Source organism: Streptomyces koelreuteriae (assembly GCF_018604545.1).
In the GTDB taxonomy this organism is placed as follows: domain Bacteria; phylum Actinomycetota; class Actinomycetes; order Streptomycetales; family Streptomycetaceae; genus Streptomyces; species Streptomyces koelreuteriae.
This window is the reverse complement of sequence record NZ_CP075896.1, coordinates 4,279,656-4,304,319: the sequence shown is the minus strand read 5'-3', so window position 1 is coordinate 4,304,319 and position 24,664 is coordinate 4,279,656. Positions and strand designations below refer to the sequence as shown.

The 24,664-nt window shown below is 71.9% G+C and carries 24 protein-coding genes and 1 tRNA gene; 11 read left to right on the top strand and 14 right to left on the bottom strand.

Annotated features, from left to right (window positions below):
- Window positions 1–58: 58 nt before the first annotated feature.
- A complete protein-coding gene (locus KJK29_RS19330) occupies window positions 59–637 on the bottom strand; it encodes a TetR family transcriptional regulator (protein WP_215120404.1) in 579 nt (192 codons plus the stop codon).
- A gap of 176 nt (window positions 638–813) precedes the next feature.
- Here KJK29_RS19330 and KJK29_RS19325 point away from each other — a divergent pair, with 176 nt between their 5' ends.
- Complete coding sequence (locus KJK29_RS19325; protein WP_215120403.1) at window positions 814–2,025, top strand: MFS transporter; 1,212 nt, start codon at window positions 814–816, stop codon at window positions 2,023–2,025.
- Window positions 2,026–2,150: 125 nt separating this feature from the next.
- On the opposite strand, the gene KJK29_RS19320 is transcribed toward KJK29_RS19325, so the two are convergent.
- The 6 genes from KJK29_RS19320 to KJK29_RS19295 all read right to left on the bottom strand — a co-directional run bounded on the left by KJK29_RS19320 (window position 2,151) and on the right by KJK29_RS19295 (window position 7,862).
- Complete coding sequence (locus KJK29_RS19320) at window positions 2,151–3,830, bottom strand: long-chain fatty acid--CoA ligase (protein ID WP_215120402.1); 1,680 nt, start codon at window positions 3,828–3,830, stop codon at window positions 2,151–2,153.
- Between the two features lie 158 nt (window positions 3,831–3,988).
- Entirely contained in the window at window positions 3,989–4,549 is a 561-nt protein-coding gene (locus KJK29_RS19315; RefSeq protein ID WP_215120401.1) for a SigE family RNA polymerase sigma factor, read from the bottom strand.
- Between the two features lie 96 nt (window positions 4,550–4,645).
- Window positions 4,646–5,854: a lipid-transfer protein gene (locus KJK29_RS19310; RefSeq protein ID WP_215120400.1), complete on the bottom strand. Its 1,209-nt coding sequence runs from the start codon at window positions 5,852–5,854 to the stop codon at window positions 4,646–4,648.
- Window positions 5,855–5,939: 85 nt separating this feature from the next.
- A complete protein-coding gene (locus KJK29_RS19305; RefSeq protein WP_215120399.1) occupies window positions 5,940–6,371 on the bottom strand; it encodes a MaoC family dehydratase in 432 nt (143 codons plus the stop codon).
- Window positions 6,368–7,240, bottom strand: a complete 873-nt coding sequence (locus KJK29_RS19300) for a bifunctional MaoC family dehydratase N-terminal/OB-fold nucleic acid binding domain-containing protein (protein ID WP_251058113.1) — start codon at window positions 7,238–7,240, stop codon at window positions 6,368–6,370. The genes KJK29_RS19305 and KJK29_RS19300 overlap by 4 nt, the downstream gene beginning before the upstream one ends.
- A 295-nt stretch (window positions 7,241–7,535) precedes the next feature.
- Window positions 7,536–7,862 carry a hypothetical protein gene (locus tag KJK29_RS19295; protein ID WP_215120397.1) on the bottom strand — a complete coding sequence of 109 codons (327 nt, stop codon included), beginning with the start codon at window positions 7,860–7,862 and terminating at the stop codon, window positions 7,536–7,538.
- Between the two features lie 368 nt (window positions 7,863–8,230).
- Here KJK29_RS19295 and KJK29_RS19290 point away from each other — a divergent pair, with 368 nt between their 5' ends.
- From KJK29_RS19290 to KJK29_RS19280, 3 genes are all read left to right on the top strand, one after another.
- Window positions 8,231–9,097: a bifunctional DNA primase/polymerase gene (locus KJK29_RS19290; protein WP_215120396.1), complete on the top strand. Its 867-nt coding sequence runs from the start codon at window positions 8,231–8,233 to the stop codon at window positions 9,095–9,097.
- A gap of 266 nt (window positions 9,098–9,363) precedes the next feature.
- Window positions 9,364–9,822, top strand: coding sequence for a hypothetical protein (locus tag KJK29_RS19285; RefSeq protein WP_251057863.1), 459 nt, complete (start codon window positions 9,364–9,366; stop codon window positions 9,820–9,822).
- 9 nt (window positions 9,823–9,831) lie between these two features.
- Window positions 9,832–10,377 carry a DinB family protein gene (locus KJK29_RS19280; RefSeq protein WP_215120394.1) on the top strand — a complete coding sequence of 182 codons (546 nt, stop codon included), beginning with the start codon at window positions 9,832–9,834 and terminating at the stop codon, window positions 10,375–10,377.
- Here KJK29_RS19280 and KJK29_RS19275 read toward each other — a convergent pair.
- Window positions 10,362–10,796, bottom strand: coding sequence for a GNAT family N-acetyltransferase (locus KJK29_RS19275; protein WP_215120393.1), 435 nt, complete (start codon window positions 10,794–10,796; stop codon window positions 10,362–10,364). The genes KJK29_RS19280 and KJK29_RS19275 overlap by 16 nt on opposite strands.
- A gap of 93 nt (window positions 10,797–10,889) precedes the next feature.
- On the opposite strand from KJK29_RS19275, the gene KJK29_RS19270 reads away from it, so the two are divergent.
- Entirely contained in the window at window positions 10,890–11,462 is a 573-nt protein-coding gene (locus tag KJK29_RS19270; RefSeq protein WP_215120392.1) for a GNAT family N-acetyltransferase, read from the top strand.
- A gap of 177 nt (window positions 11,463–11,639) precedes the next feature.
- On the opposite strand, the gene KJK29_RS19265 is transcribed toward KJK29_RS19270, so the two are convergent.
- Entirely contained in the window at window positions 11,640–15,809 is a 4,170-nt protein-coding gene (locus KJK29_RS19265) for an nSTAND1 domain-containing NTPase (RefSeq protein WP_215120391.1), read from the bottom strand.
- Between the two features lie 422 nt (window positions 15,810–16,231).
- Here KJK29_RS19265 and KJK29_RS19260 point away from each other — a divergent pair, with 422 nt between their 5' ends.
- Genes KJK29_RS19260 through KJK29_RS19250 form a run of 3 tightly spaced genes read left to right on the top strand, consistent with a single transcriptional unit; the run spans window position 16,232 to window position 17,786 of the window.
- Entirely contained in the window at window positions 16,232–16,708 is a 477-nt protein-coding gene (locus KJK29_RS19260; RefSeq protein WP_215124626.1) for a hypothetical protein, read from the top strand.
- A gap of 44 nt (window positions 16,709–16,752) precedes the next feature.
- Window positions 16,753–16,980 carry a ferredoxin gene (locus KJK29_RS19255; protein ID WP_215120390.1) on the top strand — a complete coding sequence of 76 codons (228 nt, stop codon included), beginning with the start codon at window positions 16,753–16,755 and terminating at the stop codon, window positions 16,978–16,980.
- Window positions 16,981–16,988: 8 nt separating this feature from the next.
- Entirely contained in the window at window positions 16,989–17,786 is a 798-nt protein-coding gene (locus KJK29_RS19250; RefSeq protein WP_251057862.1) for a PIG-L deacetylase family protein, read from the top strand.
- 237 nt (window positions 17,787–18,023) lie between these two features.
- Here the strand turns inward: KJK29_RS19250 and KJK29_RS19245 are convergent, their stop codons facing one another.
- The 5 genes from KJK29_RS19245 to KJK29_RS19225 form a co-directional block, all read right to left on the bottom strand.
- The gene (locus tag KJK29_RS19245) at window positions 18,024–18,782 is read right to left on the bottom strand and encodes a glycosyltransferase family 2 protein (RefSeq protein WP_215120389.1); all 759 of its coding nucleotides are present in this window, start codon (window positions 18,780–18,782) and stop codon (window positions 18,024–18,026) included.
- 45 nt (window positions 18,783–18,827) lie between these two features.
- Entirely contained in the window at window positions 18,828–19,358 is a 531-nt protein-coding gene (locus tag KJK29_RS19240) for a GOLPH3/VPS74 family protein (protein WP_215120388.1), read from the bottom strand.
- An 86-nt stretch (window positions 19,359–19,444) separates the two neighbouring features.
- Complete coding sequence (locus KJK29_RS19235; RefSeq protein WP_251057861.1) at window positions 19,445–19,711, bottom strand: hypothetical protein; 267 nt, start codon at window positions 19,709–19,711, stop codon at window positions 19,445–19,447.
- A 227-nt stretch (window positions 19,712–19,938) separates the two neighbouring features.
- Window positions 19,939–20,025, bottom strand: a tRNA-Ser gene (locus KJK29_RS19230).
- Window positions 20,026–20,068: 43 nt separating this feature from the next.
- Window positions 20,069–21,565: a S1C family serine protease gene (locus KJK29_RS19225; RefSeq protein WP_215120386.1), complete on the bottom strand. Its 1,497-nt coding sequence runs from the start codon at window positions 21,563–21,565 to the stop codon at window positions 20,069–20,071.
- A 288-nt stretch (window positions 21,566–21,853) separates the two neighbouring features.
- Between KJK29_RS19225 and KJK29_RS19220 the strand changes: the two genes are divergently transcribed.
- The 3 genes from KJK29_RS19220 to KJK29_RS19210 all read left to right on the top strand — a co-directional run bounded on the left by KJK29_RS19220 (window position 21,854) and on the right by KJK29_RS19210 (window position 24,584).
- Window positions 21,854–22,681: a glycerophosphodiester phosphodiesterase gene (locus KJK29_RS19220; protein ID WP_215120385.1), complete on the top strand. Its 828-nt coding sequence runs from the start codon at window positions 21,854–21,856 to the stop codon at window positions 22,679–22,681.
- Between the two features lie 153 nt (window positions 22,682–22,834).
- The gene (locus tag KJK29_RS19215) at window positions 22,835–23,473 is read left to right on the top strand and encodes an ATP-binding protein (protein ID WP_215120384.1); all 639 of its coding nucleotides are present in this window, start codon (window positions 22,835–22,837) and stop codon (window positions 23,471–23,473) included.
- A 145-nt stretch (window positions 23,474–23,618) separates the two neighbouring features.
- The gene (locus KJK29_RS19210) at window positions 23,619–24,584 is read left to right on the top strand and encodes a DUF5926 family protein (protein WP_215120383.1); all 966 of its coding nucleotides are present in this window, start codon (window positions 23,619–23,621) and stop codon (window positions 24,582–24,584) included.
- Window positions 24,585–24,664 lie beyond the last annotated feature (80 nt).

The window sequence follows — 24,664 nt, the reverse complement described above, 5'->3', positions numbered from 1 at the left end:
CCGACTGAGGACCGTCTGAGGACCGCCTGAGGAGCAACTGAGCAGCGAGCGGTAGCTTCTACCGGGCCGTCAGCCTGCGTGCCGCTTCCTTGACGGACGCGCGCAGGCGGGCCTGGGCGTCCTCGCCGTCGCCGACCAGGATGCGCCGCATCTGCGGGACGACGGCGGTCCAGTTGGCCAGGGCGGTCAGCAGGAACAGCAGGTCGGCCGCGGGGACGGCGTCCGTGATGACGCCCCGGTCCTGGCCGTCCTTGAGGGCGGCGACCTTGCGGACGTAGTGCTCCTGGCGGCCGGACTCGTGGGGCAGCTCGGCGCTGCCGTACTCCAGGCCCTCCCAGAAGAGCAGGCGCAGCAGCTCCGGGTGGGCGGCGTGGTAGTCCATGACGCGGTCGACCCAGCTCTCGATGTCGTCCGGGACGACGGGGACGTCCTCGGCGAGGTGGAGCATCTTCTTCTCGAGGACGATCGCGAACAGCTCCGCCTTGTTGCCGAAGTAGGCGTAGATCAGCTGCTTGTTGGCCTTCGCCTCGGCGGCGATGCGGTCGATGCGGGCGCCGGCGATGCCGTGCCGGGCGAACTCGGCGACCGCCGCCTCGAAGATCCGGGCCTTGGTGGCCTCGGGGTCCCTTGGTGCCATGGGGGAGAGGGTAGCGCGCCGGGTAACCAACTGTTTGGTTGACAGGGAATCGAAGGGCGGCTCACACTGTTGCCTCATTATCCAACCAACCAGTTAGTTGCTAGAGCCGACTCCAAGCCCGACTCCGAGCCCGACTCCAAGCCCGCCTCCGAGCCGACTCCGAGGAGTCCCCCGCGATGCCGTCAGCGACCACGACCGACACCACCACGTCCCGCCGGGCCGATACGGCCCCCGGGCGGCAGGCCCGTACGCCCGCCCCCGGCCTCCTCACCCTGCTCGCCGTGTGCAGCGCGGTCACCGCCGCCAACATCTACCTCGCCGCACCGCTGCTCTCGCTCATGGCCCGTGACTTCGGCTCGGCCCCCTCGGCCATCGCCTGGATCGCCTCGGTCGCCCAGCTCGGATACGCGGTCGGTCTGCTGTTCTTCGCCCCGCTCGGCGACAGCGCGAACCGGCGCCGGCTGGTCGCGGGGCTCACGGTCGTCACCGCCGTCGCGCTGAGCGCCAGTGCGGCCGCCCCGGGGGTCACCGCCCTCGCGGTCGCCATGTTCGTCGCCTCGGCCGCGACCGTCATCCCCCAGCTGCTCGTCCCGCTGGTCGTCGAGCGCGCCCCCGCCGACCGGCGCGCCCTTCATGTCGCGGTCGTCGTCGCGGGCCTGTTCACCGGCATCGTCGCGGCCCGGGTCCTGGGCGGACTCGCCGGGCAGGCCTTCGGCTGGCGGTGGGTGTTCGCGGGCGCGGCCCTGCTGACCCTCGTCCTGGGGCTCGCGACCGCGCTCGTCCTGCCGTCGCGGCGGCGCCGGGAAGGCCCGCTGTTCGCCGGGCTCGCCGCGCTGCCCTCGGTGCTGCGGCACTCGCCCGACCTGTGGCGGGCGTGCCTGCGGCAGGCCGGGATGTTCGGTGCCTGGAGCGCGCTGTGGACGGCGCTCTCGCTGCTGCTGACCGGGCCCGCGTACGGGCTGTCCCCCGCGACCGCCGGGCTCTTCGGGCTCTTCGGGCTGACGGCGAGTGCGGTGGCTCCGCTGGCGGGCGGGTTCGTGGACCGGTTCGGCGCGGCGCGTGTCGTGCGGTCCGCGTATCTGCTCGCGGCCGTGTCCGTGCCGCTGTTCTGGCTGGGCGGGCAGGCACTGGCCGCGCTGTTCGCCGCCGCGATCGCGATCCACGCGGCGCTCGTCGCCTCCCATGTCGCCAACCAGACCCTCGCCCTGACCGCGACCTCGACCCCCGCCACCGCCAACACCGCCTATGTGGTCGCCGGCTTCGCGGGCGGCGCGACGGCCTCGGCTCTCGGCGGGGCCGCCTTCAGCCACTTCGGCTGGGGCGGGGTGTGCGCGGTGGCGGGGGTCTGGCTGGTGCTGGGGTGGGGGGTGAGCTGGTCGCGGCGGTGATCGCCGAGGGTGCCCGTCCAGCGACCGGCGTCCACGGACCAGGGGCCCCGGAGAGATCCGGGGCCCCTGCCGTATGCCGTGTGCCGTATGTCGTATGTCGTGTGTCGTGTGCCGTGTGCCGTGTGTCAGCCGAGCTGGGTGATGTCCAGGTCGCCCTCGGCGTACTGCCTGCGCAGTACCTTCTTGTCGAACTTGCCGACGCTCGTCTTCGGGACCGACTCGATGACCGTCCAGCGCTCCGGGAGCTGCCACTTGGCGATGTGGCCCTCGTCGGCGAGGAAGGCGCGCAGGGTCTCGAAGGTGGCGGTGGAGCCCTCCTTGAGGACGACCGTGGCCAGGGGGCGCTCGCCCCACTTGTCGTCGGGGACGGCGACTACGGCCGCCTCGGCGACGTCCGGGTGGGCCATGAGCGCGTTCTCCAGCTCGACCGAGGAGATCCACTCGCCGCCGGACTTGATGACGTCCTTGGCGCGGTCGGTGAGGGTGAGGAAGCCGTCGGGGGAGATGGTCCCGACGTCGCCCGTCTTGAGCCAGCCGTCCTCGCTGAACTTGTCGGCGGGGCGCAGCGGGTCGGCGTCCGGGCCGTTGTAGTAGGCACCGGCGATCCAGGGGCCGCGTACCTCCAGCTCACCGGCCGACTCGCCGTCCCAGGGGAGGCGTTCGCCGCCGGGGCCGGTCAGGCGGCCCTCGACACCGGCCGGGAAGCGGCCCTGGGTGAGGCGGTAGGCCAGCTCCTCCGCCGTGCCGATCGCACTGGCCGGGGGACGGGCGATCGTGCCGAGCGGGGACGTCTCCGTCATGCCCCAGGCGTGGCAGACCCGCATGCCCAGCTTGTCGAAGGCCTCCATGAGCGACGGCGGACACGCCGCGCCGCCGATGGTGACCTGGCCGAGGGAGGAGACGTCGCGCGGGTTCGCGGTCAGCTCGGCGAGCAGGCCCTGCCAGATGGTGGGGACGGCCGCCGCGTGGCTGGGCTTCTCGCTCTCGATCATCGCGGCGAGCGGGGCCGGCTGGAGGAAGCGGTCCGGCATCAGCATGTTCACGCCGGTCATGAAGGTCGCGTGCGGCAGGCCCCAGGCGTTCACATGGAACTGGGGGACGACGACCAGCGAGGTGTCCTCGTCGGTCAGGCCCATCGACTGGGCCATGTTGACCTGCATGGAGTGCAGATAGATGGAGCGGTGGCTGTAGACCACGCCCTTGGGGTCGCCGGTGGTGCCGGAGGTGTAGCACATGGCGGCGGCCTGGCGTTCGTCCAGCTCGGGCCAGTCGTACGACGTCGGCTTCCCGGCGATCAGGTCCTCGTACTCGTGCACCCGCGCGGTGGCGTCCGCGAGCAGGGAGCGGTCCCCGGGGCCGGTGACGACCACGTGCTCGACCGTCTTCAGGTGCGGGAGCAGCGGGGCGAGCAGGGGGAGCAGCGAGCCGTTGGCGATGATCACCCGGTCAGCGGCGTGGTTGACGATCCAGGCCAGCTGCTCGGGCGGGAGGCGGAGGTTCAGGGTGTGCAGCACCGCGCCCATGGACGGGATCGCGAAGTAGGCCTCCACATGCTCCGCGTTGTTCCAGGCCAGAGTCGCGACGCGCTCGTCGCCGGAGACGCCGAGGTCCTCCCTCAGGGCGTGGGCGAGCTGGGCGGCGCGGTCGCCGATCTCCGCGAAGGAGCGGCGGTGCGGTTCGTCCTCACCGGTCCAGGTGGTCACCTGTGATGTCCCGTGGATCGTCGACCCGTGGGTCAGGATCCTCGAGATCAGCAGCGGTACGTCCTGCATGGTGCTCAGCACGGCGTCCTCCCGGGGCGACATTGCCTACGCGGTGGTAAAGGTTGCGCTGATTCTGCTCACATACCGCGTGGTATGTCACTAGGACCGGGCGATCGATCACATCACGCCAAGCGGACGGAGGGGTTCAATCGCGGCCGAGTCGGGGTGCGAGCGGTGTCCTGAAGGGTGGGAGACAGGGCTCACTGGCGGACGAGTCCCAGCTCAGCGTCCTCGCGGAGCTTGCCCAGCGCGCGGGACACGGCCGACTTCACCGTGCCCACCGAGACGCCGAGCACTTCGGCCGTCTGGACCTCGCTCAGGTCCTCGTAGTACCTGAGGACCACCATCGCCCGCTGCCGGGCGGGCAGCCGCATGATCGCCCGCCACATCGCGTCGCGCAGCGCCTGCTGCTCGGCCGGGTCGTCGCTGCCGGTCACCGGCTCCGGCTCGGGCATCTCGTCGCAGGCGAACTCGTCGACCTTGCGCTTGCGCCACTGCGACGTCCGCGTGTTCAGCAGCGCCCGGCGCACATAGCCGTCGAGGGCGCGGTGGTCCTCGATACGCTCCCAGGCGACGTACGTCTTGGTGAGCGCGGTCTGCAACAGGTCCTCCGCGTCGCTCGGGTTGCCGGTGAGCGAGCGGGCGGTACGCAGGAGCACCGGCTGGCGGGCCCTGACGTACGACGAGAACGACGGATACGGAAGAGTCTGCGCCGCTGGTGAAGCGGCCTTCGACGCGCTGGTGCAGACGATTGTGGTCATGGCTCAACGCTATGAGCGGGCCAGGTCGAGCGGATCGGCCGCAGGTCCCGAAGCGGGGTCCCCCTCAGGTTGTAGGGGTAGGGCGGGCTGCACCTCCTACAGGTGGAGCGGAGGGGCCGGGGTACTGCGGGATGTCCCCTGAGGGTCAGCGGTGAGTACGAGTCCCGACGTAGGCACACCCGTCCCCGCCGTCACCAGGACCCGCTCCGCTCCGGGGACCGGATTCACCGCCGTCCCCCTGATCTGCCGGACGGCCTCCGCCACCCCGTTCATCCCGTGCAGATACGCCTCCCCCAACTGTCCCCCATGAGTGTTGAGCGGCAGGCGCCTCTCGGCGACGAAGTCCGCCGCCTCACCGGGGCCGCAGAAGCCGAACTCCTCCAGTTGTGTCAGCACGAAGGGGGTGAAGTGGTCGTAGAGGATCCCCACGTCGATGTCGGCCGGTGCGAGTCCGGAGGTCCGCCAGAGCTGCCGGGCCACCACCGCCGTCTCGGGCAGGCCGGTCAGGTCGTCGCGGTAGAAGCTGGTCATCTGCTCCTGCGCGCGTCCCGCGCCCTGGGCGGCCGCCGCGATCACGGCGGGCGGGTGGGGCAGGTCGCGGGCCCGCTCCACCGAGGTGACGACGAGGGCCTGTCCGCCGTCGGTCTCCTGGCAGCAGTCCAGCAGCCGCAGCGGCTCGACGATCCAGCGGGAGGCGGCGTGGTCGGCCAGGGTGATGGGCCGGTCGTGGAAGTACGCCGCCGGGTTGGTCGCCGCGTACGCGCGGTCGACCACGGCCACGTGCCCGAACACCTCCGGCTTCAGCCCGTACGTGTGGAGGTAGCGCTGGGCCGCCATCGCCACCCAGGAGGCCGGGGTGAGCAGGCCGAACGGCAGTGACCAGCCGAGCGCCGCGCCCTCGGCCGAGGGCTCGCGGTGCCGGACGCCGGAGCCGAAGCGGCGGCCCGAGCGTTCGTTGAACGCCCGGTAGCAGACGACCACGTCCGCCACGCCCGCCGCGATCGCGAGGGCCGCCTGCTGGACGGTGGCGCAGGCCGCGCCGCCGCCGTAGTGGATCCGGGAGAAGAAGGAGAGCTCGCCGATGCCCGCGGCCTGGGCCACGGTGATCTCGGGGCTGGTGTCCATGGTGAAGGTGACCAGTCCGTCGACGTCGGCGGCGGTCAGCCCGGCGTCGTCCAGGGCCGCCCGCACCGCCTCGACGGCCAGGCGCAGTTCGCTGCGGCCCGAGTCCTTGGAGAACTCGGTGGCCCCGATCCCGACGATGGCCGCCCGACCGCCGAGAGTGTCGTGCCGGCGGGGACTCATGAGGGGCCTCCTTGGCTCAAGCCGGCCCCCTCGGCGCGCTCCGTGCCGCGGCGCGCGGCCGTCGGGGAGACGGTGTTGGCGTCGGTCATGACGGTGGCGGTGGTGGTCCGTCGGGGGCTGTCGTCGGCACGGGTTCCGACGGGAGCGTGACCGTCACGGTGCCGGTGACGTGTCGGCCGATGGCGTTCGTGCCGATGACCCGGACCGTCACCGTCTCGCCGTCGGTCTCCTCGACCGTGCCCGCCAGGACCATCGTGTCGCCGGGGTGGTTGGGCGCGCCGAGCCGGATGGCGACCCGGCGCAGCACGGCCCGGGGGCCGAAGTGGTCCGTGATGTACCGGCCGACCAGGCCGTTGGTCGTCAGGATGTTCATGAAGATGTCGGGGGAGCCCTTCTGCCGGGCCAGGTCCGGGTCGTGGTGCACGTCCTGGTAGTCGCGGGACGCGATCGCCCCGGCGACGATCAGGGTGCGGGTGACCGGGATCTCCAGGGGCGGCAGCCGGTCGCCGGAGTTCACCGCGTCACCCCCTGGAAGACGGGCAGCACCAACTCGTCGTCGTAGCGCCGGAAGTCGAGCCGGACCGGCATGCCGATGCGCACCTTGTCGTACGGCGTCCCGACCACGTTGCTGACGATCCGCACGCCCTCCGCGAGCTCGATCAGGCCGACCGCGTAGGGGGGATCGAAGGCCGGGAAGGGCGGGTGGTGCATGACGACGTACGAATAGACCGTGCCCTCGCCGCTCGCCGCCACGGTGTCCCACTCCGGGGAGCCGCAGCTGTTGCAGCCCGGCAGCCAGGGGAAACGCAGGTCGCCGCAGCCGGCGCAGCGCTGGATGAGCAGTTCGTGGCGGGCCACGCCCTCCCAGAAGCCGGCGTTGTCGCGGTTGATCACGGGGCGTGGACGGAGATCCTTCGGGCGCGGCGGCCGGTGTGCGGGCGCGTACTTGAGGATGCGGAAGCGGTGGGTGCCGGCGAGTTCGCCGCCGGCCCGGATGTCCGTACGGGTCGTCACGAAGTAACCCGCCCCCAGCTTGGTGGACTTCAGGCCCGAAACCGACTCGATCACCGAGTCGAAGGTGATGGCGTCGCCGGGGCGCAGGGGGCGGAGGTACTCCTGCTCGCAGTCCGTGGCGACGACGGCGTCATGGCCCGACTCGTCGAGCAGGCGGAGGAGTTCGTCGTAGGCCGCCGTGCGTTCCGGGCGGCGGGTGAGGCCCGCCATGGTCCAGGCCTGGAGCATGGTCGGGGGAGCGATGGCGTCCGGCCCGGTGTAGGCGGGGCTGGTGTCGCCCATGGCCTCGCACCAGTGCCTGATCATCGGCTGGTTGACGGGGTCCCGGCCGATCCCGGTGGCGGCGGCCGGGCGGCCCTCGTAGGCCTTCAGGCGCGCCTCGAACTCCTCGGACCTCTCCGACTCCCCGGACTTCTCCGCCTCCCGGAACCTCTCCGACTCCTCGGATTCCTCGGACCCCTCGTGGACCTCCGGCTCACCGTTCACGATTTCTGACTGTCCGTCAGATCGGTGGCGGCGTCAAGGCATGCGTCACGACATCGCACCCCACGAACACGAAAACGCCTGCGCGGCGGCACCGAAGTACCGCCGCTCAGACGCTTGTCACCCCACGAAGCACACACCCACACGAACGGCGGGCCGATGCCGCTGCACCGGCCCGCTCAGCTCACCACCAGAGCGGCGTGAAGCTGACGGCGGTGTTGTCGTTGCCCTGGTTGACGGCCGTGAAGGCGGAGCCGTTGACCTGGGCGGTGTTGCTCTGGTTCGAGGCGCCCTCGCCGACGGCCTGCTGGTTCGTGGTGGACGAGGTGCCGAAGTTGTCACCGCCGACGCCACTGCCGAGGACACCCGCCTCGGCCTCCGTGACGGACGCGATCGATCCGTTGTCCGCGAAGGAGCCGTTGTCCGCCGTCGCGATGCCGGTGAAGAGGGCGGCCGCGAGCGGAAGGGCGGAGACGGCGGCGATGACGCGGGCGGTACGGATGCTTGCCATGTTGTTGTCCCTCCAAGGACTGCTGAGACTTCAGAGACTTCAGAACCAAGGACTGCGTGGAGAAGTACTGCTGCTTCCAGGGAAGTTGGCCGACCGCCCTGGTCCGTTGCTCGACGTCGCGAGACCAGAGTTGCCCACCGAATCCCCGGCGAACCACACCGGAAGCCTCTATTCGCACTCAAGCGTGATGACATGTCGATAAACCCCTTTGCGTCACTTCAGCACCGGACCGGGGTGGAAGGGACGGTTCGGACCCTGGCGCCGCAAGGGGCGAAGCGTTCCGGCACTTTTCGGGCGCGGGCCTGCGCCCCGGCGCGTCGCACCCGCCCCCTCTTTCCTTTTTCGAACGTACGTACGAAACTAGAAGCATGGCCACCACCGACCGGCAGGCCACGACGCTGGCCCTCGCACACGCCCTGTCAGCCGCCGAACGCGGACTGGCCGTCATCCCCCTGTCCCGCACCAAGCTCCCGGCGCTGCGCTCCCCGCACCGCGACGACCCCGCCCCCTCCCCCTGCCACGGCGCGTGCGGCCGCCTCGGACACGGCGTGTACGACGCCTCCAGCGACCCGGCCCGTATCCGCGAACTGTTCGCCGCGGCGCCCTGGGCGACCGGCTACGGCATCGCCTGCGGTCTGCCCCCGCACCAGCTCATCGGCGTCGACCTGGACGTGAAGACCGGCACGGACTCCTCGGCGGCCCTGCGCGAGCTGGCCCTGCGGCATCTGTTCACCATCCCCCCGACGGTGGTGGTCATGACCCCGTCCGGCGGGCGTCACCTCTGGCTCAGCGGCCCGCCCGACGTGGTGGTCCCCAACTCGGCGGGCCGTCTCGCCCCCGGCATCGACATCCGGGGCGCCGGCGGCTACCTCGTCGGGCCCGGCTCCCGCACGGGCCAGGGGGTGTACGCCGCCGCCCCCGGGACCGCGCACCTGCCGCCCGCCCCCTGCCCGCGCTCCCTGCTGCGGCTGCTGCTCCCGCCCCCGCGCGCCCACCACCCCACGCCCCCGTCGGCCGGCGGGCACGGCCAGGGCCTGGTCCAGTTCGTCCTCGCCGCACATGAGGGCCAGCGCAACACCCGACTGTTCTGGGCGGCCTGCCGGGCGTACGAGGACGGCATCGGCCCGGCACTCGTGAACCCCCTGGTCGAAGCGGCCCGAGGCACCGGCCTGTCCGAGCGCGAGGCCCGCGCGACGATCGCATCGGCGGCCCGGCTGACGGGACACGGGCCGTGAGCAGGGCGTCGCCGACCGGGGTGACGGCCGCGCCGGCCGTGCGGCTGTCGGGCACGGGGCACGGGGCATGAGCCGGACCCAGCGCACCCGCGCGACAACCACTCAGCCGCCCGACTGACGAGGCACCGGCCATGAGGAGCGGACCTCACCCACCCCGCACGACAACCACCGTCAGCCACCCCACCGCCAAGACACGACCAAGAGGACCGGCCCTCGCCCACCCGCACCGAAAGACCCCCATGCACCAGCACGCCAGACCGCCGGCCATGGCGCTCGCACGCCTCGTACTCGCCTCCGGCCGCTCGGTGGACCTCGCCGACCTGCGGTTCACGTCGACGTACGGCGATCTGCTCTCGGCCTGCGTCGACCCACTGGAGGGCTATCCCTGCCGGCCGGTCAACGACCTGCGGATCCGTGAGCTGCTGCGCGCCGCCGAGCGGTCCCACCCGGGCACGCCCGTCCACCTCGTCCCGCCCTCGCGCGAGCGCCCCGACCAGTACGCGGGCGCCCTCGGCCCCGTCGAGGTGCTGCCCGCCGTGGCCTGCCTCGGTACGTTCCACTCCGCCGCCCTCGATCCGGCCCACGACCCGGTCCTGTACCGCTCCCGACTGACCGTCCTCTGGTTCCAGCCGGTGCCGCGTCTGCCGTCGGGCTGCGACCTGGAGGGGGCACTGCGGGAGGTCGACTGGGCGGGACTGGCCCGGGACGCCCGAGCGCTTGCGTAGGGTCGCCCGATGAGCGCTTCCCGTACGGAACTGCCGCGCTGGCAGTTCGAGTTGACCTGGTCGCTGTTCGAGTACCACCTGGAGCGGCTGGAGCCCGGAGACTTCCTCTGGGAGCCCGCGCCGCATTGCTGGACGATGCGCCGGGCGCCCGACGGCACCTGGGTACCGGACTGGGCGGACACCGAGCCCGACCCGGTGCCCGTCCCCACGATCGGCTGGGTGAGCTGGCACCTCGGCTGGTGGTGGAGCGTCGCCCTGGACCACGCCCGGGGCCGGCCGCCCCGCGACCGCACGGACATCGCCTGGCCCGGCGAGGGCCCCCCGACCGTCGAGTGGCTCCGCGACCTGCGCACGCAATGGCTCGCGGCCCTGGACGACCTCACGGACCTGGACGCCCCGGCCCCGTTCCCCTGGCAGAACGACCCCCAGTACACCGTCGCGCACATGGTGGCCTGGGTGAACGCCGAGCTGATGAAGAACACGAGCGAGATCGGCCAGCTACGGCTGCTGAGGGCGGCGTCGGGGCAGGCCTCGGCGGCTCAGTCCACCGTGTAGCGGTGCACCGTCGACTCCCTGGCCTGGAAGCCGAGGCGCTCGTAGAGCCGGTTCGCCGCGGCGCGGTCGGGCCGGGAGGTGAGGTCGACCGTGCGGGCACCGGCCCGGCGGGCGAGTCGCAGCGCCTCCTCGATCAGCAGGCCCGCGATGCCCTGCCCGCGCGCCGCGTCGTCGACGACCACGTCCTCGACGCGTCCCCGCAGCCCGGACGGCAGGGGCAGCAGCACGAGCGTCAGGGTGCCGACGATCGCGCCGCCGGACCGGGCCACGAGCACCGTGTTCGCATCACAGCTCACCAGGCGATCGACCGCCGCGCGGTCCAGGGGCCGGGCCGTCGTGGACAGCTGCGGGAGCAACCGCCCGAAGGCGTCGAGGAGTTCCTCGCTCGGCTCCCGGATGACCTCGACACGGATGTCCATGCCGGGAGCGTATCCCCGTGCGCCGGGCCCTCCGCCGGAAAGACCGGAAGGAACCGAGCGGCGAACGCGCCGAGGCCGTGCCATCGTGGTGCCATGACCATCGACGTCCGCCCGGCCACGGTTTTCGAGGACGTCCGTGCCGTGCTCGGGCCGAAGTCGGCCGGGGCGAATGTCTGCTGGTGTCTGAGCTATCGGATTCCCTCCAAGCTGAACAAGGAGCTGCGCGGTCCGGCCCGGGGGGAGTACGTCGAGGAGCTGTGCGGTGCGGAGCCGCCGCCGGGGGTGCTCGCCTACGACGGTGACGAACCGGTCGGATGGGCCGCCGTCGCGCCTCGGTCGGACACGTCGTTCGCGCGGAACCGCAAGATCCCTCATGTGGACGACCTGCCCGTCTGGTCCCTGTGGTGCGTCCGGGTCCGCCCCGGCCACCGCAAGCAGGGGGTCTCGCACGCGCTCATCGCCGGCGCGGTCGACTTCGCGCGGGACCGGGGCGCTCCGGCGATCGAGGCGTATCCGCTGGACAACGGCGACGCCAAGGTCGATCTGACGATGGCCTACGCCGGTCTGAGGAAGAACTTCGAGCGGGCCGGTTTCACCTACGCGGCCCCCACCACATCGGTCCTGGCCGGTCATCCCCGCGTCCTGATGCGCCTGGACCTGCGCTGATCGGCCCGGCATGCGAATGCCCGACCGCTGGCGACGGGGGATGCACCAGCGGTCGGGCTATGGCCAAGGGTAACAAGCGCTTGCGCGTGAGGAGCCGACTGCCTGTCAGGAAAGGCCAGGTTGTGACTCGTATCACTCAACTTCCGTCAGGGTCCGCCCTGTTGCCGTAGAGCGTTGTCATCCGTCGGCGCACGGGGCGTCGTAGGAGAGCCGGGGCAGGTACGCGCGCCAGGTGTCCGGCGTCAGAACACCCCGGGTCATCGAGCAGATGCGGCGTACGGCCTCGTCGGTGTCGAGGTTCCAGAGCCGGATGCTGTCGGCGCCGCTCGACACCCCGAGCATGTGGCTGTTCGGGCTGAACGCCAGAAAGTTGCCGGTCTTGGCGTTGGGGCTCATCGACTGGCCGATCGCGGTGGCCCCGGAGGGGTCGGAGACGTTCCACAGCCGGACGGTGCTGTCGTTGCCGCCACTGGCCAGGGTGCGGCCGCTGCGGCTGAACGTCAGGGACACGACCGCTTCCGTGTGCCCGGTGAGGCGCGCCTGCTCGGAGGCCTCCGCCGGGTCCTCGATGTCCCAGAGGCGCACCGAGTTGTCGTCGCCGGCGCTGGCCAGCGTACGGCCGTCGGGGCTGAAGGCGAGGGCGTTGACGGCCCCGAGATGGCCCCGGAGTGGTGCGCGGAGCAGGATCGGCCTGGCCGGGTCCGCCGCGTTCCACAGCCTGATCGTGCCGTCCGCGCTGCCGCTGGCGAGCGTACGGCCGTCCGGGCTGAAGAGGACGGCGTTGACGTAACCCTTGTGACCGGTGAGAGGCGGGCCCAGCCGACGGGGACGGGACGGGTCGCCGATGTTCCACAGCTGGATGGTGCGGTCGTCGGAGGCGGTCACCAGGACCTGCCCGTCCGGGCTGAAGGCCAGCGGGTCGGCGTACTTGATGCGCAGGGGGATGGCGGACCCGTGCGGAACGGGTCGTTCCGGATCGCGGAGGTTCCACAGCTGCAGCGCACGGCTGCCCGTCACCACCGCGAGGGTGCGGCCGTCCGGGGAGAACTCCAGGGAGCGCACTCCGCCGTCCGGCCGGAACGGCTTCCCCATCCGCACGGGCCTGCCGGGCGTGCGCACGTCCCACAGCCGTACCCGCCCGTCGAGCGCCGCCGTCGCGAGCACCCGCCCGTCCGGGCGGAACACCCCGCTCCGGCCGATCATGTCCGACGTCGGCAGCGACCACAGGCGGACCTTGTTGTCGCCCGCCCCGGTGGCGAGGGTGCGCCCGTCGGGGCTGAAGCCGAGCGCGTACATCTCGCCGCTGCTGCCCGCCAGTGGCCCGCCGACCTGCGACGGGTACTCGGGATCACCGACCCTCCACAGGCTCGCGGTGCTGTCCGCGCTGGCGGCCGCGAGCATGTTCCCGTCAGGACTGAACGCCACGGACCACACCGGCCCGGTATGGCCGGTGAGCGGCGTACCGATCGGCTCCGGGCGACGAGAACCGGCCATGTTCCACAGCCGTACGGTGTTGTCCGAGCTGCCGCTGGCGAGCGTACGGCCGTCCGGGCTGAACGCCACCGAGTGCACGGTGGCGGTGTGGCCGGTCAGTTGCTCCCCTGCCTCCTCCGGGCGCCGGGGGTCGCTCACGTCCCACAGCCGGATCGCCCCGTCGTCGCCACCGGCCGCCAGCGTCGTGCCGTCCGGGCTGAACGCCACCGAGCGCACGGCGGCCTTGTGCCCGGTCAGGGGCTTGCCCAGCGCCCGCGCCCGGCGCGGATCGGCCACGTCCCACAGCCGTACGGTGCGATCGTCGCCGACGGAGGCCAGCGTGCGCCCGTCCGGGCTGAAGGCGACCAGGTAGATCGTGCTGTCATGGCCGGTCAGCGGCTTGCCGAGCCGCTTCGGCCGACTGGGGTCCGTCACGTCCCACAGCCGGATCGTGCCGTCGTCGGACGCGCTGGCGAGCGTACGGCCGTCCGGGCTGAAGACCGCGCTGCTCACCCAGCTCGTATGGCCGGCGAGAGGCCCGCCCAGGGGCTTCGGGCGCTTCGGGTCGGCCACGTCCCACAGCCGTACGGTCCGGTCGTAGCTGGCCGTGGCCAGGGTCCGCCCGTCCGGGCTGAAGGTCGTGAGGTAGACGGCGCCCGTGTGGCCGACCAGGGGCGTGGCCAGCGGGGCGTTCACGATGGAGATCAGACGGCTGTTCGCGCCCTTGTCGTCCGGCCGCAGCCGGTGCGCCACCAGGTCGAGCTGCGCGGACAGCGAGGGGTCCGTGTCCTGGACGCGGTCGGCCTGGGCGAGCACCTGCTCGAACACGGCCTCGTCCCGCTGCTTCGAGGCGATGACGGCCGACCCCACGGCCAGCATCGCGAGGACGACCAGCGTCGCCACCGCGCCCCGGCTGATCCAGATGATGCGCCGGCGCAGCCGGACCGAGGCGGCCAGGAACTCCACCGCGCTCCGCGTCAGGAAGGTGTCCCCGGCGGATTTCGCCCAGCCGTGGGCCTGTTCCAGCCGGGAGCCCCGGTAGAGCAGCGAGGTGTCGCGGTTCGACTCCTCCCAGGACCGGCCGTCCTCCTCCAGGCGCTGGCGCAGCAGATTGCCCTGCCGGTCGTCGTCGATCCAGTCGCGCAGGCGCGGCCAGGCGTGCAGCAGCGCCTCGTGGGTGATCTCCACGGTCTCCGCGTCGAGGGTCACCAGCCGGGCGCGGACCAGCGCCTCCAGCGACTCCTCGGTCTTGCCCGGGTCGGTGGACTCCTCCGCCAGCTTCCGCCGGGTCCCCCGTCTGCGGGTGGCCTGGGTGTCCTCGCCGAGACGGACCAGCCGGAGCAGGAGCAGCCGCGCCGCCGTGCGCGCCGCCGGGTCCAGGCCGGACCAGGCCCGCTCGGCGGTCGCCGCGACGGCGCCCTGGATGCCGCCGGCCGCGCGATAGCCGGCGAGGGTGAGCCGGCCCGCCTTTCTGCGCTGCCAGGTGGCGAGCAGGGCGTGCGAGAGGAGCGGCAGCACACCCGCGTCGTGCGCCCCGCGCGGGCCGTCGGCGCTGACCTCCCGCACGATCAGCTCCGCCAGGCCCGGCTCCAGCTCCAGCCCGACGGCCTTGGCGGGTCCGGTCACCGCTTCGCGCAGCTCCGCGGTGGTCAGCGGCCCGAGCACCATGTGCCGGTGCTGGAGCGCGTCGGCCAGTTCGGGATACCTCAGGCAGCGCTCGTAGAAGTCGGCGCGTATGCCCAGGACCACGACCGCGGGGGCCGGTTCGTCCCGTTCGCTGGGTTGTCTGGTCGGGTATCTGGTGGTGTATCCGGTGGGTTGTCTGGTGGGTTGTCTGGTGGTGTGTCCGGTGGGTGAGCACATGGCGTGCAGGACCTCGATGAAGGCCCGCCGCTCAGCCTCGTCGGGGCAGAGTGTGAACGTCTCCTCGAACTGGTCCACGATGACGACCGGACGCGCACCCGAGGGCGCCTCGCGCAGAGCCCAGGCGGCGACGGCGGTACGGACGGCGTCCGGGGAGATCGGAACCCCGAGTTCCGCGTGTTCCTCCTGTCCCGCACGCTCCACCCGCTCCACGGACAAGTCGCCCGGCTCCTCCACCCCCTGCTCCGGCTCCATGACGGACGGGCCGTCAGCGGCGCCCGCGTCGGCCGGCAGCACGGGCCCCAGTTCGGGGATGCACCGGGCCAGTTCGGCCAGCGGATCGCCGCCCGGGACGAGTTGTACGACCGTCCGCGCCCGCCCGGGCTCCTCACCGTCGCCGCCACCCGACGCCCCGTCCCGCAGGGCGGGCACCAGACCGGCGTTCAGCAGCGAGGACTTGCCCGCTCCCGACGCGCCCACGAGCATGACCAGACCGCCCGCGTCCGCCACGGACCCGAGCTGCGCGACGATCGCCTCCGTGCTCCGCTCCCGGCCGAAGAACCAACGGGCGTCCTCCCGGCGGTAGGAGGCCAGCCCGCGGTACGGGCACACCCCGCCCGGCGCGGGCGGGTCCGGCTCCTCGGCGGGAGACGCCTCGGGCCGTTCGCCGACCGGGTCGGCCACCGCCTGTTCCCACAGCCGCTGCCACTGACCGAGGTCGTACAGTCCCGGGGACACCGGAGTGGGCCGTGAGCGCCGCGCCTCGGGTATCAGCACGAGCAACACGGCCGCGAGAGCGGCGAACTGGGCGGGTACGTTCCGGGCCCGCCGCCAGTCGCTGATGCGCTGTGAGGACACCCGCACGGGCCGCCCGCGTTCGTCGACCCGCTGGAGCCGGACGACCGCTTCGGACACACGCTTCAGGGGCGGATTCCCGGCTTCCTTGTACAGCAGTGCGAGGCGTTCCGCGAAGGCGGTGCGTGCCCCCGAGTCGGAACTCAAGGTCTCCACTCCTTACTTGTCACGCCTGGACGTCCGGACCGGAAAACTCACTCTATATGGCTGACCTGCGGTAATACCGTGCGTCCGGAACCGGAACCTCTCCCGGGGCGGCCGGAAATGGCAGGATCCGGAAGCAGCAACGGACCATTCCGGTCAGCTTCCAACCGCTTCCGTCCGAGCCGTTCGATGCCATCCGCTTCCATCCCGATGCCATCCGCTTCCATCCGCGCCGGACGGCGGTAGCTCCACCGTTCGACACCGGTCCCCACGAGGGGAGGGACCGGTGTCGGACGATGTGGTCGTCCGCTACATGATCCTCCCCGCCGCAACGCGCCTTACAACCCTGGATAACTGACGGACTGTCAGTTATGGTCGGCGCCTGCCGTACCGCTTCCGGAGCGACGTACCAGCGACGTACAGGGGTGAGCGCGATGGAGACACGTCCCGAGAGCCCGCAGCCACAGGGTGCGCCACGCTGGGTGGCGATGCTCTACCGCCCGGCCACCAACTCCTGGCGGGCCGCGGCGGAATCACCCCACCGCCCGCCCGTGCTGTACGCGCTCGGCGAGATGACCCAGACACTGCGCGCCCGGGGCGACGAGATCACCGTCGCGCTCTGGGGACCGAAGGACGGCGCGTGGCACCTGTTCGACACCCCGCTGACGACGCAGCCGGTTTCACCACAGCCGGCCCCGGCCCCGGCGGCCGAATCCCCCGGCGAACCGGCCCCGCTCGCGGCGCGCATGACTGGCCGCCGCCACCAGGTCCTCATGGCCGCACTGGGCAAGGCGGGCCTCTACGACCTCACCCCCGAGGACGACACCACCGTCCAGGCCCTCGTCGAACGGCTCGACGAGCCCGCCGTACGCCGGGTCGCCCACTGGCTAGCGACCGCCGGCACCGGCTGAACCGGCCCGGTTCAGCCGGTGGCGCGCTGGGCAGAGGAAGGGTCATGAAGGTCTCCGTCGACCGCGACCTCTGCTACGGCTCCGCCGAGTGCGCCCACCGGGCCCCGGCGGTCTTCGAGTTCATCGACGGATACGGCGTCGTCCGCCCGGGCCGGGACCGCACGGACGACCCGGAGATCCTGGAAGCGGCGGAGATCCTGGAAGCGGCGGAGAAGTGCCCGAGCCAGGCGATCACGATCACCGACGCGCCCTCGTCGCCGGACGGGCGGTAGCGAGGCGCATGCCATCGCCGCCGCAGATGTCGTCGACGTCGTCGACATCGTTGCCGAGCCTGCTCGCGGTGTTCGCCCACCCCGACGACGAGTCGCTGGTGGCGGGCGGCGTCCTCGCCCGGCACGCGTCCGCGGGCGCTCGTACGACGGTCGTCACCGCGACCTGGGCGGCGGACACCCCACGCGCCACGGAACTGGCCGAGGCCTGCCACATCCTCGGCGCCGGCGAACCACGCATGCTCGGCCACGCCGACGCGCGTGTGCCGCACTCGGCCCCCGGCAGACCGCGCTGGTGCGACGCCCCGCTCGACGAGGCGGTGCGGGAACTGGTCGCACAGATCCGTGACGTCCGCCCGGAGATCGTCGTCACGCACGACGCGTACGGCGGTCTGACCGGTCACGAGGACCATGTGCACACCCACCGCGTGACCCAGCTCGCGATCCACGCCGCCGGGCTCGAACGCCTCTACCCGGACACCGGTGAGCCCTGGCAGCCGAGCGCCCTGTATCTGGCCACCCACCCGGACTCCGCCGTCCGGGCATGGGCCGGGCCCTGGGCCCCCACGGGCAAGACGATGCACACCGTCCCCGACGACCGGATCACCGCCACCGTCGACGTCACGCCCTGGCTGGACCGGAAGACCGCCGCCATCCTGGCCCACCGCACGGAGGTGACCCGGGGCGCCGCCCCGGCCCTGATCGCCGCCCTCCCGACACCCGAACGGGAGCGGCTGCTCGGCACCGAGTGGTACATCCGGCACGAGGCCGTGAGCATGGCACGGGGGCTGACGGGCCTACTGCCTTAGGCGGGCTCTCCCGCGCTTCGGGGTTCCCGGGCTCCCGGGCTCCTGGGCTCCTGGGCTCCGGCAGCGGGCACTGGCACTGGGCAGCGGGCTCCGGCACAGGGCACAGGCTCCGGGCACAGGGCAGCGGGCTACAGGCACCGGCACCGGGCACAGGGCCCCCGGCACGCGTATCGCCAACCGCCGACCGCCGACCGCCGACCGCCAACCGCCAACCGCCAACCGCCAACCGCCAACAACTCAGTACCCCACCGGCGAACTCCACCGCAGCCCCGACAACGCCCGGGCCCGGGACTCCACGACGGCCATCCGGGCCTCGCGCTCGGCGCGGTCCACATGGGCCGCCTGCCCGGTCACCTGCCCGTCCCACTTGCGGTACAGCAGGCCTACCTCCGCCGAGAACCACCCGCGGCTCACGGCGTTCAGCGCGAGCAGCAGCCCCGTGTCCTCCGAGGCGGGCAGGGCCATCCACCCGCCGAGCGCGAGCAGCAACTCCCGCCGCACGCACAGCGAGGCGGGATGGACCTGGGCGAGAAAGCCGTTCGCCTTCCAGTGGTCGAGCACGGCCCCGCGCTCGATCGGTCCCTGCTCGGGGTCGCCCGGAAACCCGGCCGTCGACCCGTCGGGCAGGAGATCCAGCACCCGCGAGGTCGTCCACCCCAGGGTGGGGTCGCCCTCCAGCACGGCCAGATCCCGCGCGAGCACGCCCGGCGGCAACTGGTCATCGGCGTCCAGGACCTTCACATACGCGCCCTCGGCATGCGCCAGCGCGATGGTCCGAGCCACCCCGGGCCCACCGGCCCGCCCCTGCCGGAACGTCACCCGCGCGTCATCGGGCGCGTACGGCCGTACGCCCTCGCTCTCCCCGTCCTCCTGGATCACCCAGCGCCATTCCCAGCCGTCGGGCAGCCTCTGCCCGCACAGGGACCGGTAGGCCTCCGGCAGAAACCGGGCCGACGGACCGTGCACAGCGGTGACGACCACGATGCGCCGACTCACACGCCCCCTTCCACGACGAATACGCGAGAGGGCCACCGAGCAAACTCACGCTCGACAACTTGAACCCACGATGACATCGCTGCCACAACTACCCCCTACCCCTCCCCACTTGGGGCGAAGTGACGCCAGCCTACCGACCTCTGACGCCACGCCACTCGCCTCGACCGCTGACGGAAGCCCTACAGAGCGGGCGGTGAGAGCGGCGACCGTGGTGCGGATCGCGTCGCCGGGTGCCGCGACCGAGTCCTGCCCCTCGGCGATCCCGCTCAGACGCTCATCGGTCACCTGCGGCGTGACGGCCTGAAGTCCCGCATGATGCAGCACGGTGATCAGCGCCGCAGTGCGCTCATCGGGTTCCTGACCCTGCACGAGGACGGCCGCCAACCGCCCGCGCAGCACCACGAGTTCCGACAGACCCGTGACCGGGTACGTCACCGACCCGAAGACACCGAGAACTCGCCGCCCCCGCTTCCGTACCAGCCCCTTCTCCAACAACCCTTGGTACGCCGTGTCGAGTGCCTGCTCGCGTAGGGCCAGCAGCCACTCCCGGGGCGTTCTCTCGGGATGTCTCTGCATGTGCTCGGAGAAGCAGACGCCGGTGAAGGCGTGGCATGGGGCAGCACCGCCCAGGAACGCAGCCGGGATGGGAGCCGGGGTGGCTGTCAACCGGAAGCAAGTGAAGAGAAGTACACCGCCCCGCCCCCGAGGACAACCAACTGCACGACGCCAGGGATACGCAATCCCAGGGCGAGGAGGCCACCGCCTGTGAGCACCGCGCCGCCTCCCAGAAGCCACGCCGCATGCGACGCCGCATGCGACGCACTCGTCGGACGGACACCGTCGCTTTCGTAGCTGTCGGCCCACCCCGCTATCCCATAGCCGTACACCGACCAGGCGATGACCATGAAGTCGATGACGAGCAGCGCCACGCCGGCCCCGATCTCCTGACCGATTGACGGCTCATTCCCCCGCCTCATGCCCACTGCCGCCCCATCTGCAGATGACGATCCACTAAGTGCATGCGGTCAGCGTCGTGTAGCAGCGGGGCACCGCACATGAGCACAGGTACTCAGATCCGCCGCCCTGTCGAACAGGGACACGAAAACGGCCCCTGACCAAACACCCAGGTCAGGGGCCGTTCTCACTGCTCACCACGCGGAGGCGGTGGGATTTGAACCCACGGTGACATCGCTGCCACGACGGTTTTCAAGACCGTTCCCTTCGGCCGCTCGGGCACGCCTCCCCGCGCCGGCCGTGATCGGCGGCGCGGGGACAAGGGTAACGGGTCAGCTGTCGCCGGTGCGCGAGCCCAGGGTGACGTCGACCGTCTGCTGCTTGCCGCCGCGCTCGTAGGTGATCGTGACCTTGTCGCCGGGCTTGTGGGTCCAGATCTCGCCGATCAGGGTGGGGCCGGAGTCGATCACCCGGTCGTCGAGCTTGGTGATGACGTCACCGGGCTTGAGGCCCGCCTTCGCGGCCGGGCCGCCGGGCTCGACCGGTGCCGCGCCGCCCGCGCCCTGGTCGGTGATCTGCGCGCCGCTCGAGCTGTCGTCCAGGGAGACGGACGCGCCGATCTTCGCGTACACCGGCTTGCCGGTCTTGATCAGCTCCTGGGCGACGTACTCGGCCTGGTTGATCGGGATGGCGAAGCCCAGGCCGATCGAGCCGGACTGGCCGGTGCCGAAGCCGCCGTTGCCGGTGGACTGGATCGCGGAGTTGATGCCGATGACGTTGCCCTGCGCGTCCAGCAGCGGACCGCCGGAGTTGCCCGGGTTGATCGAGGCGTCGGTCTGCAGGGCGCTCATGTACGACGCCTGGCTGCCGCTGCCGTCGCTGGAGGCCACCGGGCGGTTCTTGGCGCTGATGATGCCCGTCGTCACCGTGTCGGACAGACCGAAGGGGGCGCCGATCGCGATGGTCGCGTCGCCGACGGCCACCTTGTCCGAGTCGCCGAGGGTGAGGGGCTTCAGGTCGGAGGGGGCGTTCTTGAGCTTGATGACCGCCACGTCGTAGCCCTGCGCGTGGCCGACCACCTCGGCGTCGTACTTCTTGCCGCTCGGGAAGGTCGCCGTGAGCTTGCCGCCGTCCACCGCGCCCGCCACCACGTGGTTGTTGGTGACGATGTGGCCCTGCTTGTCGAAGACGAAGCCCGTGCCGGTGCCGCCCTCGCCGCTGTTGCTCTCGGCCTCGATCGTGACCGTGCTCGGCAGCGCCTTGGCGGCCACGCCCGCGACCGTGCCCGGGTCGCGCTTGACGTCGCCGCCGCTGGTGGAGGCGGAGACGGTCGTGGAGCCGGAGCTCTCGTCGTTGTTCTTCGCCAGGGTGTAGCCGAGGCCGCCGCCCAGACCGCCCGCGAGCAGCGCGGCCGCCAGGATCGCGACGACCAGGCCGCCCCGGCCGCGGCCGGGCTTCGGCGCCGGCTGCTGGTAGGAGGAACCCCAGCCGCCCGCTCCGTATCCCGCACCGCCATCGCCGTACGACGGTCCGGCACCACCGTCGCCGTACGACGATCCGGCACCACCGTCGCCGTACGACGGTCCAGCACCCCCGTCGCCGTACGACGGGGTGGCCGGCGGCGGGGGCGGCGGCCAGGAGGGGTCGGGGGCGGAGGAGGAGGCGCCGGGGTGGCCGGCGCCGCCGGGAGCGCCCTCCGCATGGGCGGCCTGCCCCCGGGCGTCCTGCCCGTACGGCCCCTGGGGCGCCGGAGCAGCGGGAGCGTCCACCGGCACGGGGGGTGCGGACGGGGCGGGGGGTACCGCGGTGCCCTCGTTCTCGGTGCTCACAGCTTCTCTCCTCGATCCACGGCTGCTTTTCCTGGGTCGCACTCGGTCACGCTTTTTCACGCTGGCGACGGTCCGGCGCGATACAGCTGTGCTTGTCCCTTTGTATGCCGTCAGCTTTTCCCACGGGACGTCAGAGCACCATAAGCGGTGGCTGTGGGTCCGCGGCCATTCTTTATATAGGTCATTACCAGCTAAAAGTATGCAATTCCAACGCCTCCGTACGGACCTGTGAATCCGTCGAGTCCGTACGACCGGACGCGTACCCGGACTCGGTGGCACCATGACGCGGTGACCCACGCACGGCAGCATGTGATTCAAGTCGTCGCCCACCGCGGAGCCTCCGAGGAGGCCCCGGAGCACACCCTGGCCGCCTACACCAAGGCGATCGAGGACGGCGCGGACGCCCTCGAGTGCGATGTGCGCCTCACCGCCGACGGCCATCTCGTGTGCGTGCACGACCGCCGGATCAACCGTACGTCCAACGGCCGGGGCGCGGTCTCCGCCCTGGAGCTCGCCGACCTCGCCGCCCTGGACTTCGGCTCGTGGAAGACGCGCGAGGCCTGGAAAGGGCGCGACGAGGAACCCGACTGGGAGCACCCCCCGGAGGACCGCGAGGCGACCTCCGTACTCACCCTGGAGCGGCTGCTCTCACTCGTCGCCGACGCCGGGCGCCCGGTGGAACTGGCCATCGAGACCAAGCACCCCACCCGCTGGGCGGGACAGGTCGAGGAGCGGCTGCTGGCCCTGCTGAAGCGCTTCGGCCTCGACGCCCCGGCCACCGCCGAGGAGTCCCGGGTGCGGGTGATGAGCTTCTCGGCCCGCTCGCTGCACCGGGTGCGCGCCGCCTCGCCGACCCTGCCGACGGTCTATCTGACGCAGTTCGTCTCGCCCCGTCTGCGCGACGGGCGGCTGCCCCCGGGCGTGGGGATCGCGGGCCCCTCGATCCGGATCGTGCGCAACCACCCCGTCTATGTGGAGCGCCTGAAGCGGGCCGGCCACCAGGTGCACGTGTGGACCGTGAACGAGCCGGAGGACGTGGATCTCTGCATCGACCTCGGTATCGACGCCATCATCACCAACCGTCCGCGCGCCGTGCTGGACCGCCTCGGCCGCTGAGCCCGGCCGCACAAGTCCCACCAGACCCACGCACACCCCTTGACCTCACGCCTTGACGGGCGGGATCCTCCCGTCTCGGCCACACCGACGAAATCCAGCCACGTGATTACGGGGAGTGCTCCGGCGCGTTCGGTCCGTATTCGATCGTGGTGAATGCGTCACAGGACGTTGATTGGCCGGTTTCCGGTTCAGGCCAATGGGGCATCCACACCGTGGCGTGGGGCGAAGGAGGTCTCGGGGGTGGCGTTGGTGGTGGCACAGGAGGTGCCCACGTCGTCGAGCATGGCCGTACCCCATGGCCCTGCGGGCGTGGGGAAAGCAAGGCACCGTATGCGTTCACAGTTGCGCAGCGGTGGCGTAGCGGATTCGGTCATCGACGACGCCGTACTGATCCTTTCCGAACTTTTGAGCAACGCGTGCAAACACGGCAGGCCACTCGGCGACGCGCTGTCCGGTGACGGCGACGTCCGTGCCGCGTGGCGTGTGGACACGGCCGGCCGACTCATCGTCGAGGTCACGGACGGCGGCGGCCCGACCCGCCCCGCCCCGGCGACCCCGTCGGTCACGGCGCACGGCGGCCGCGGGCTGAACATCATCACCGCGCTGGCCGACGACTGGGGCGTCCGCGACGACATCCGCGGCGAGGTCACGGTGTGGGTCATCGTCCACGACGACGTGTACGACCCGGACGCCGGCCATCGCCGCGACGACTTCGTGACGCGCGTCGCGGCCCCGGCGGTCTCGCAGATACCCGGACTCGACTTCGCGGACGCCTTCGAGGACATGGACTGAAGGCTGAGGGCTGAGCGCTGAAGGCTGAGGGCTGAGCTCCCGTACGCCGCGCTGGACCGAGTGTTGTCCACAGGATCCCGTCGCCCGGAGCCCGAACGGCTAGGCTCGCGACCGTACGAGACGAGCCGTAACCGGGAGACCATCGATGGCCAAGAAGCGACCCCAGACGAAGGCCAAGCGCCCGCAGATCACGGATGGCGAGGTCCCGGTTGTAGGCGCCCGCGAGCCCTGCCCCTGCGGCAGCGGCCGCCGCTACAAGGCCTGTCACGGCCGGGCCGCGTCCCACGCCGCGACCGAGCTGGTGCACCGCCCCTTCGAGGGCCTGCCCGGCGAGTGCGACTGGGTGGCCCTGCGCGAGCTGGTCCCGGCGGCGACGGTCGGGCTGCCTCTCAAGGACGGCCTGCCTGAGGGCGTCCCCGCGGTCACCCTGGCCACGGTCCTGCCGATGGCCTGGCCCGCCCTGCGCCGCGACGACGGCTCGGTCCTGCTCGGCCTGCAGAACGACACCTCCTCCGGCGACATCAGCCGCGACCTCGCCGATACCCTCCAGCGCGCCCTGGAGGCCGAGCCCGGTACACCGGTGCAGGGCCGCCGCGCCCCGGCCGACGGTCCGCGGCTGCAGGATCTGCTCGACCCGGAGGGCACCTTCGAGCCAGAAGTGCACAGCGGCTTCGAGTTCTGGGTCCCGGACACGGAGAACGCCACGCCGGAGGTGACCGCCTCCCTGGAGCGGGCCAACGCCGCGGCCATCCCGACCGTCAAGCTCCAGAGCGTGGACGCCGCCTACTGGTGCGAGACGCCGGAGAAGAACCATCTGCGGTGGGTCATGCCGCACGCCGAGGAGCAGCTTCTGGACGCTCTCGCGCGGCTGCACGCCGCGGGCCGCTCCAGCCTCGGCGAGGGCACCCGCCTGGTGGGCTCCTTCCGCGCTCACGGGCTCACGGTGCCGGTGTGGGACCTGCCGAGCGGGGTCACGGCCGAGGACGTGGAGAAGCCGGCGGCGGAGTTCGCCGAGCGCCTCGCCGCCGCCCTGGCCACGGAGACGCCGCTCACCCCGGACGAGCGCCGCGCCCGCGGCGGCCTCACCAACCGGCAGGTCACGCTGAGCTGATGTGCGCCACCGGGTCCGGCCGGCCGCCACCCCGGCCGGCCGGACCCGTGCGCCCCGAAACCGGTGACTCCTCTCACAAC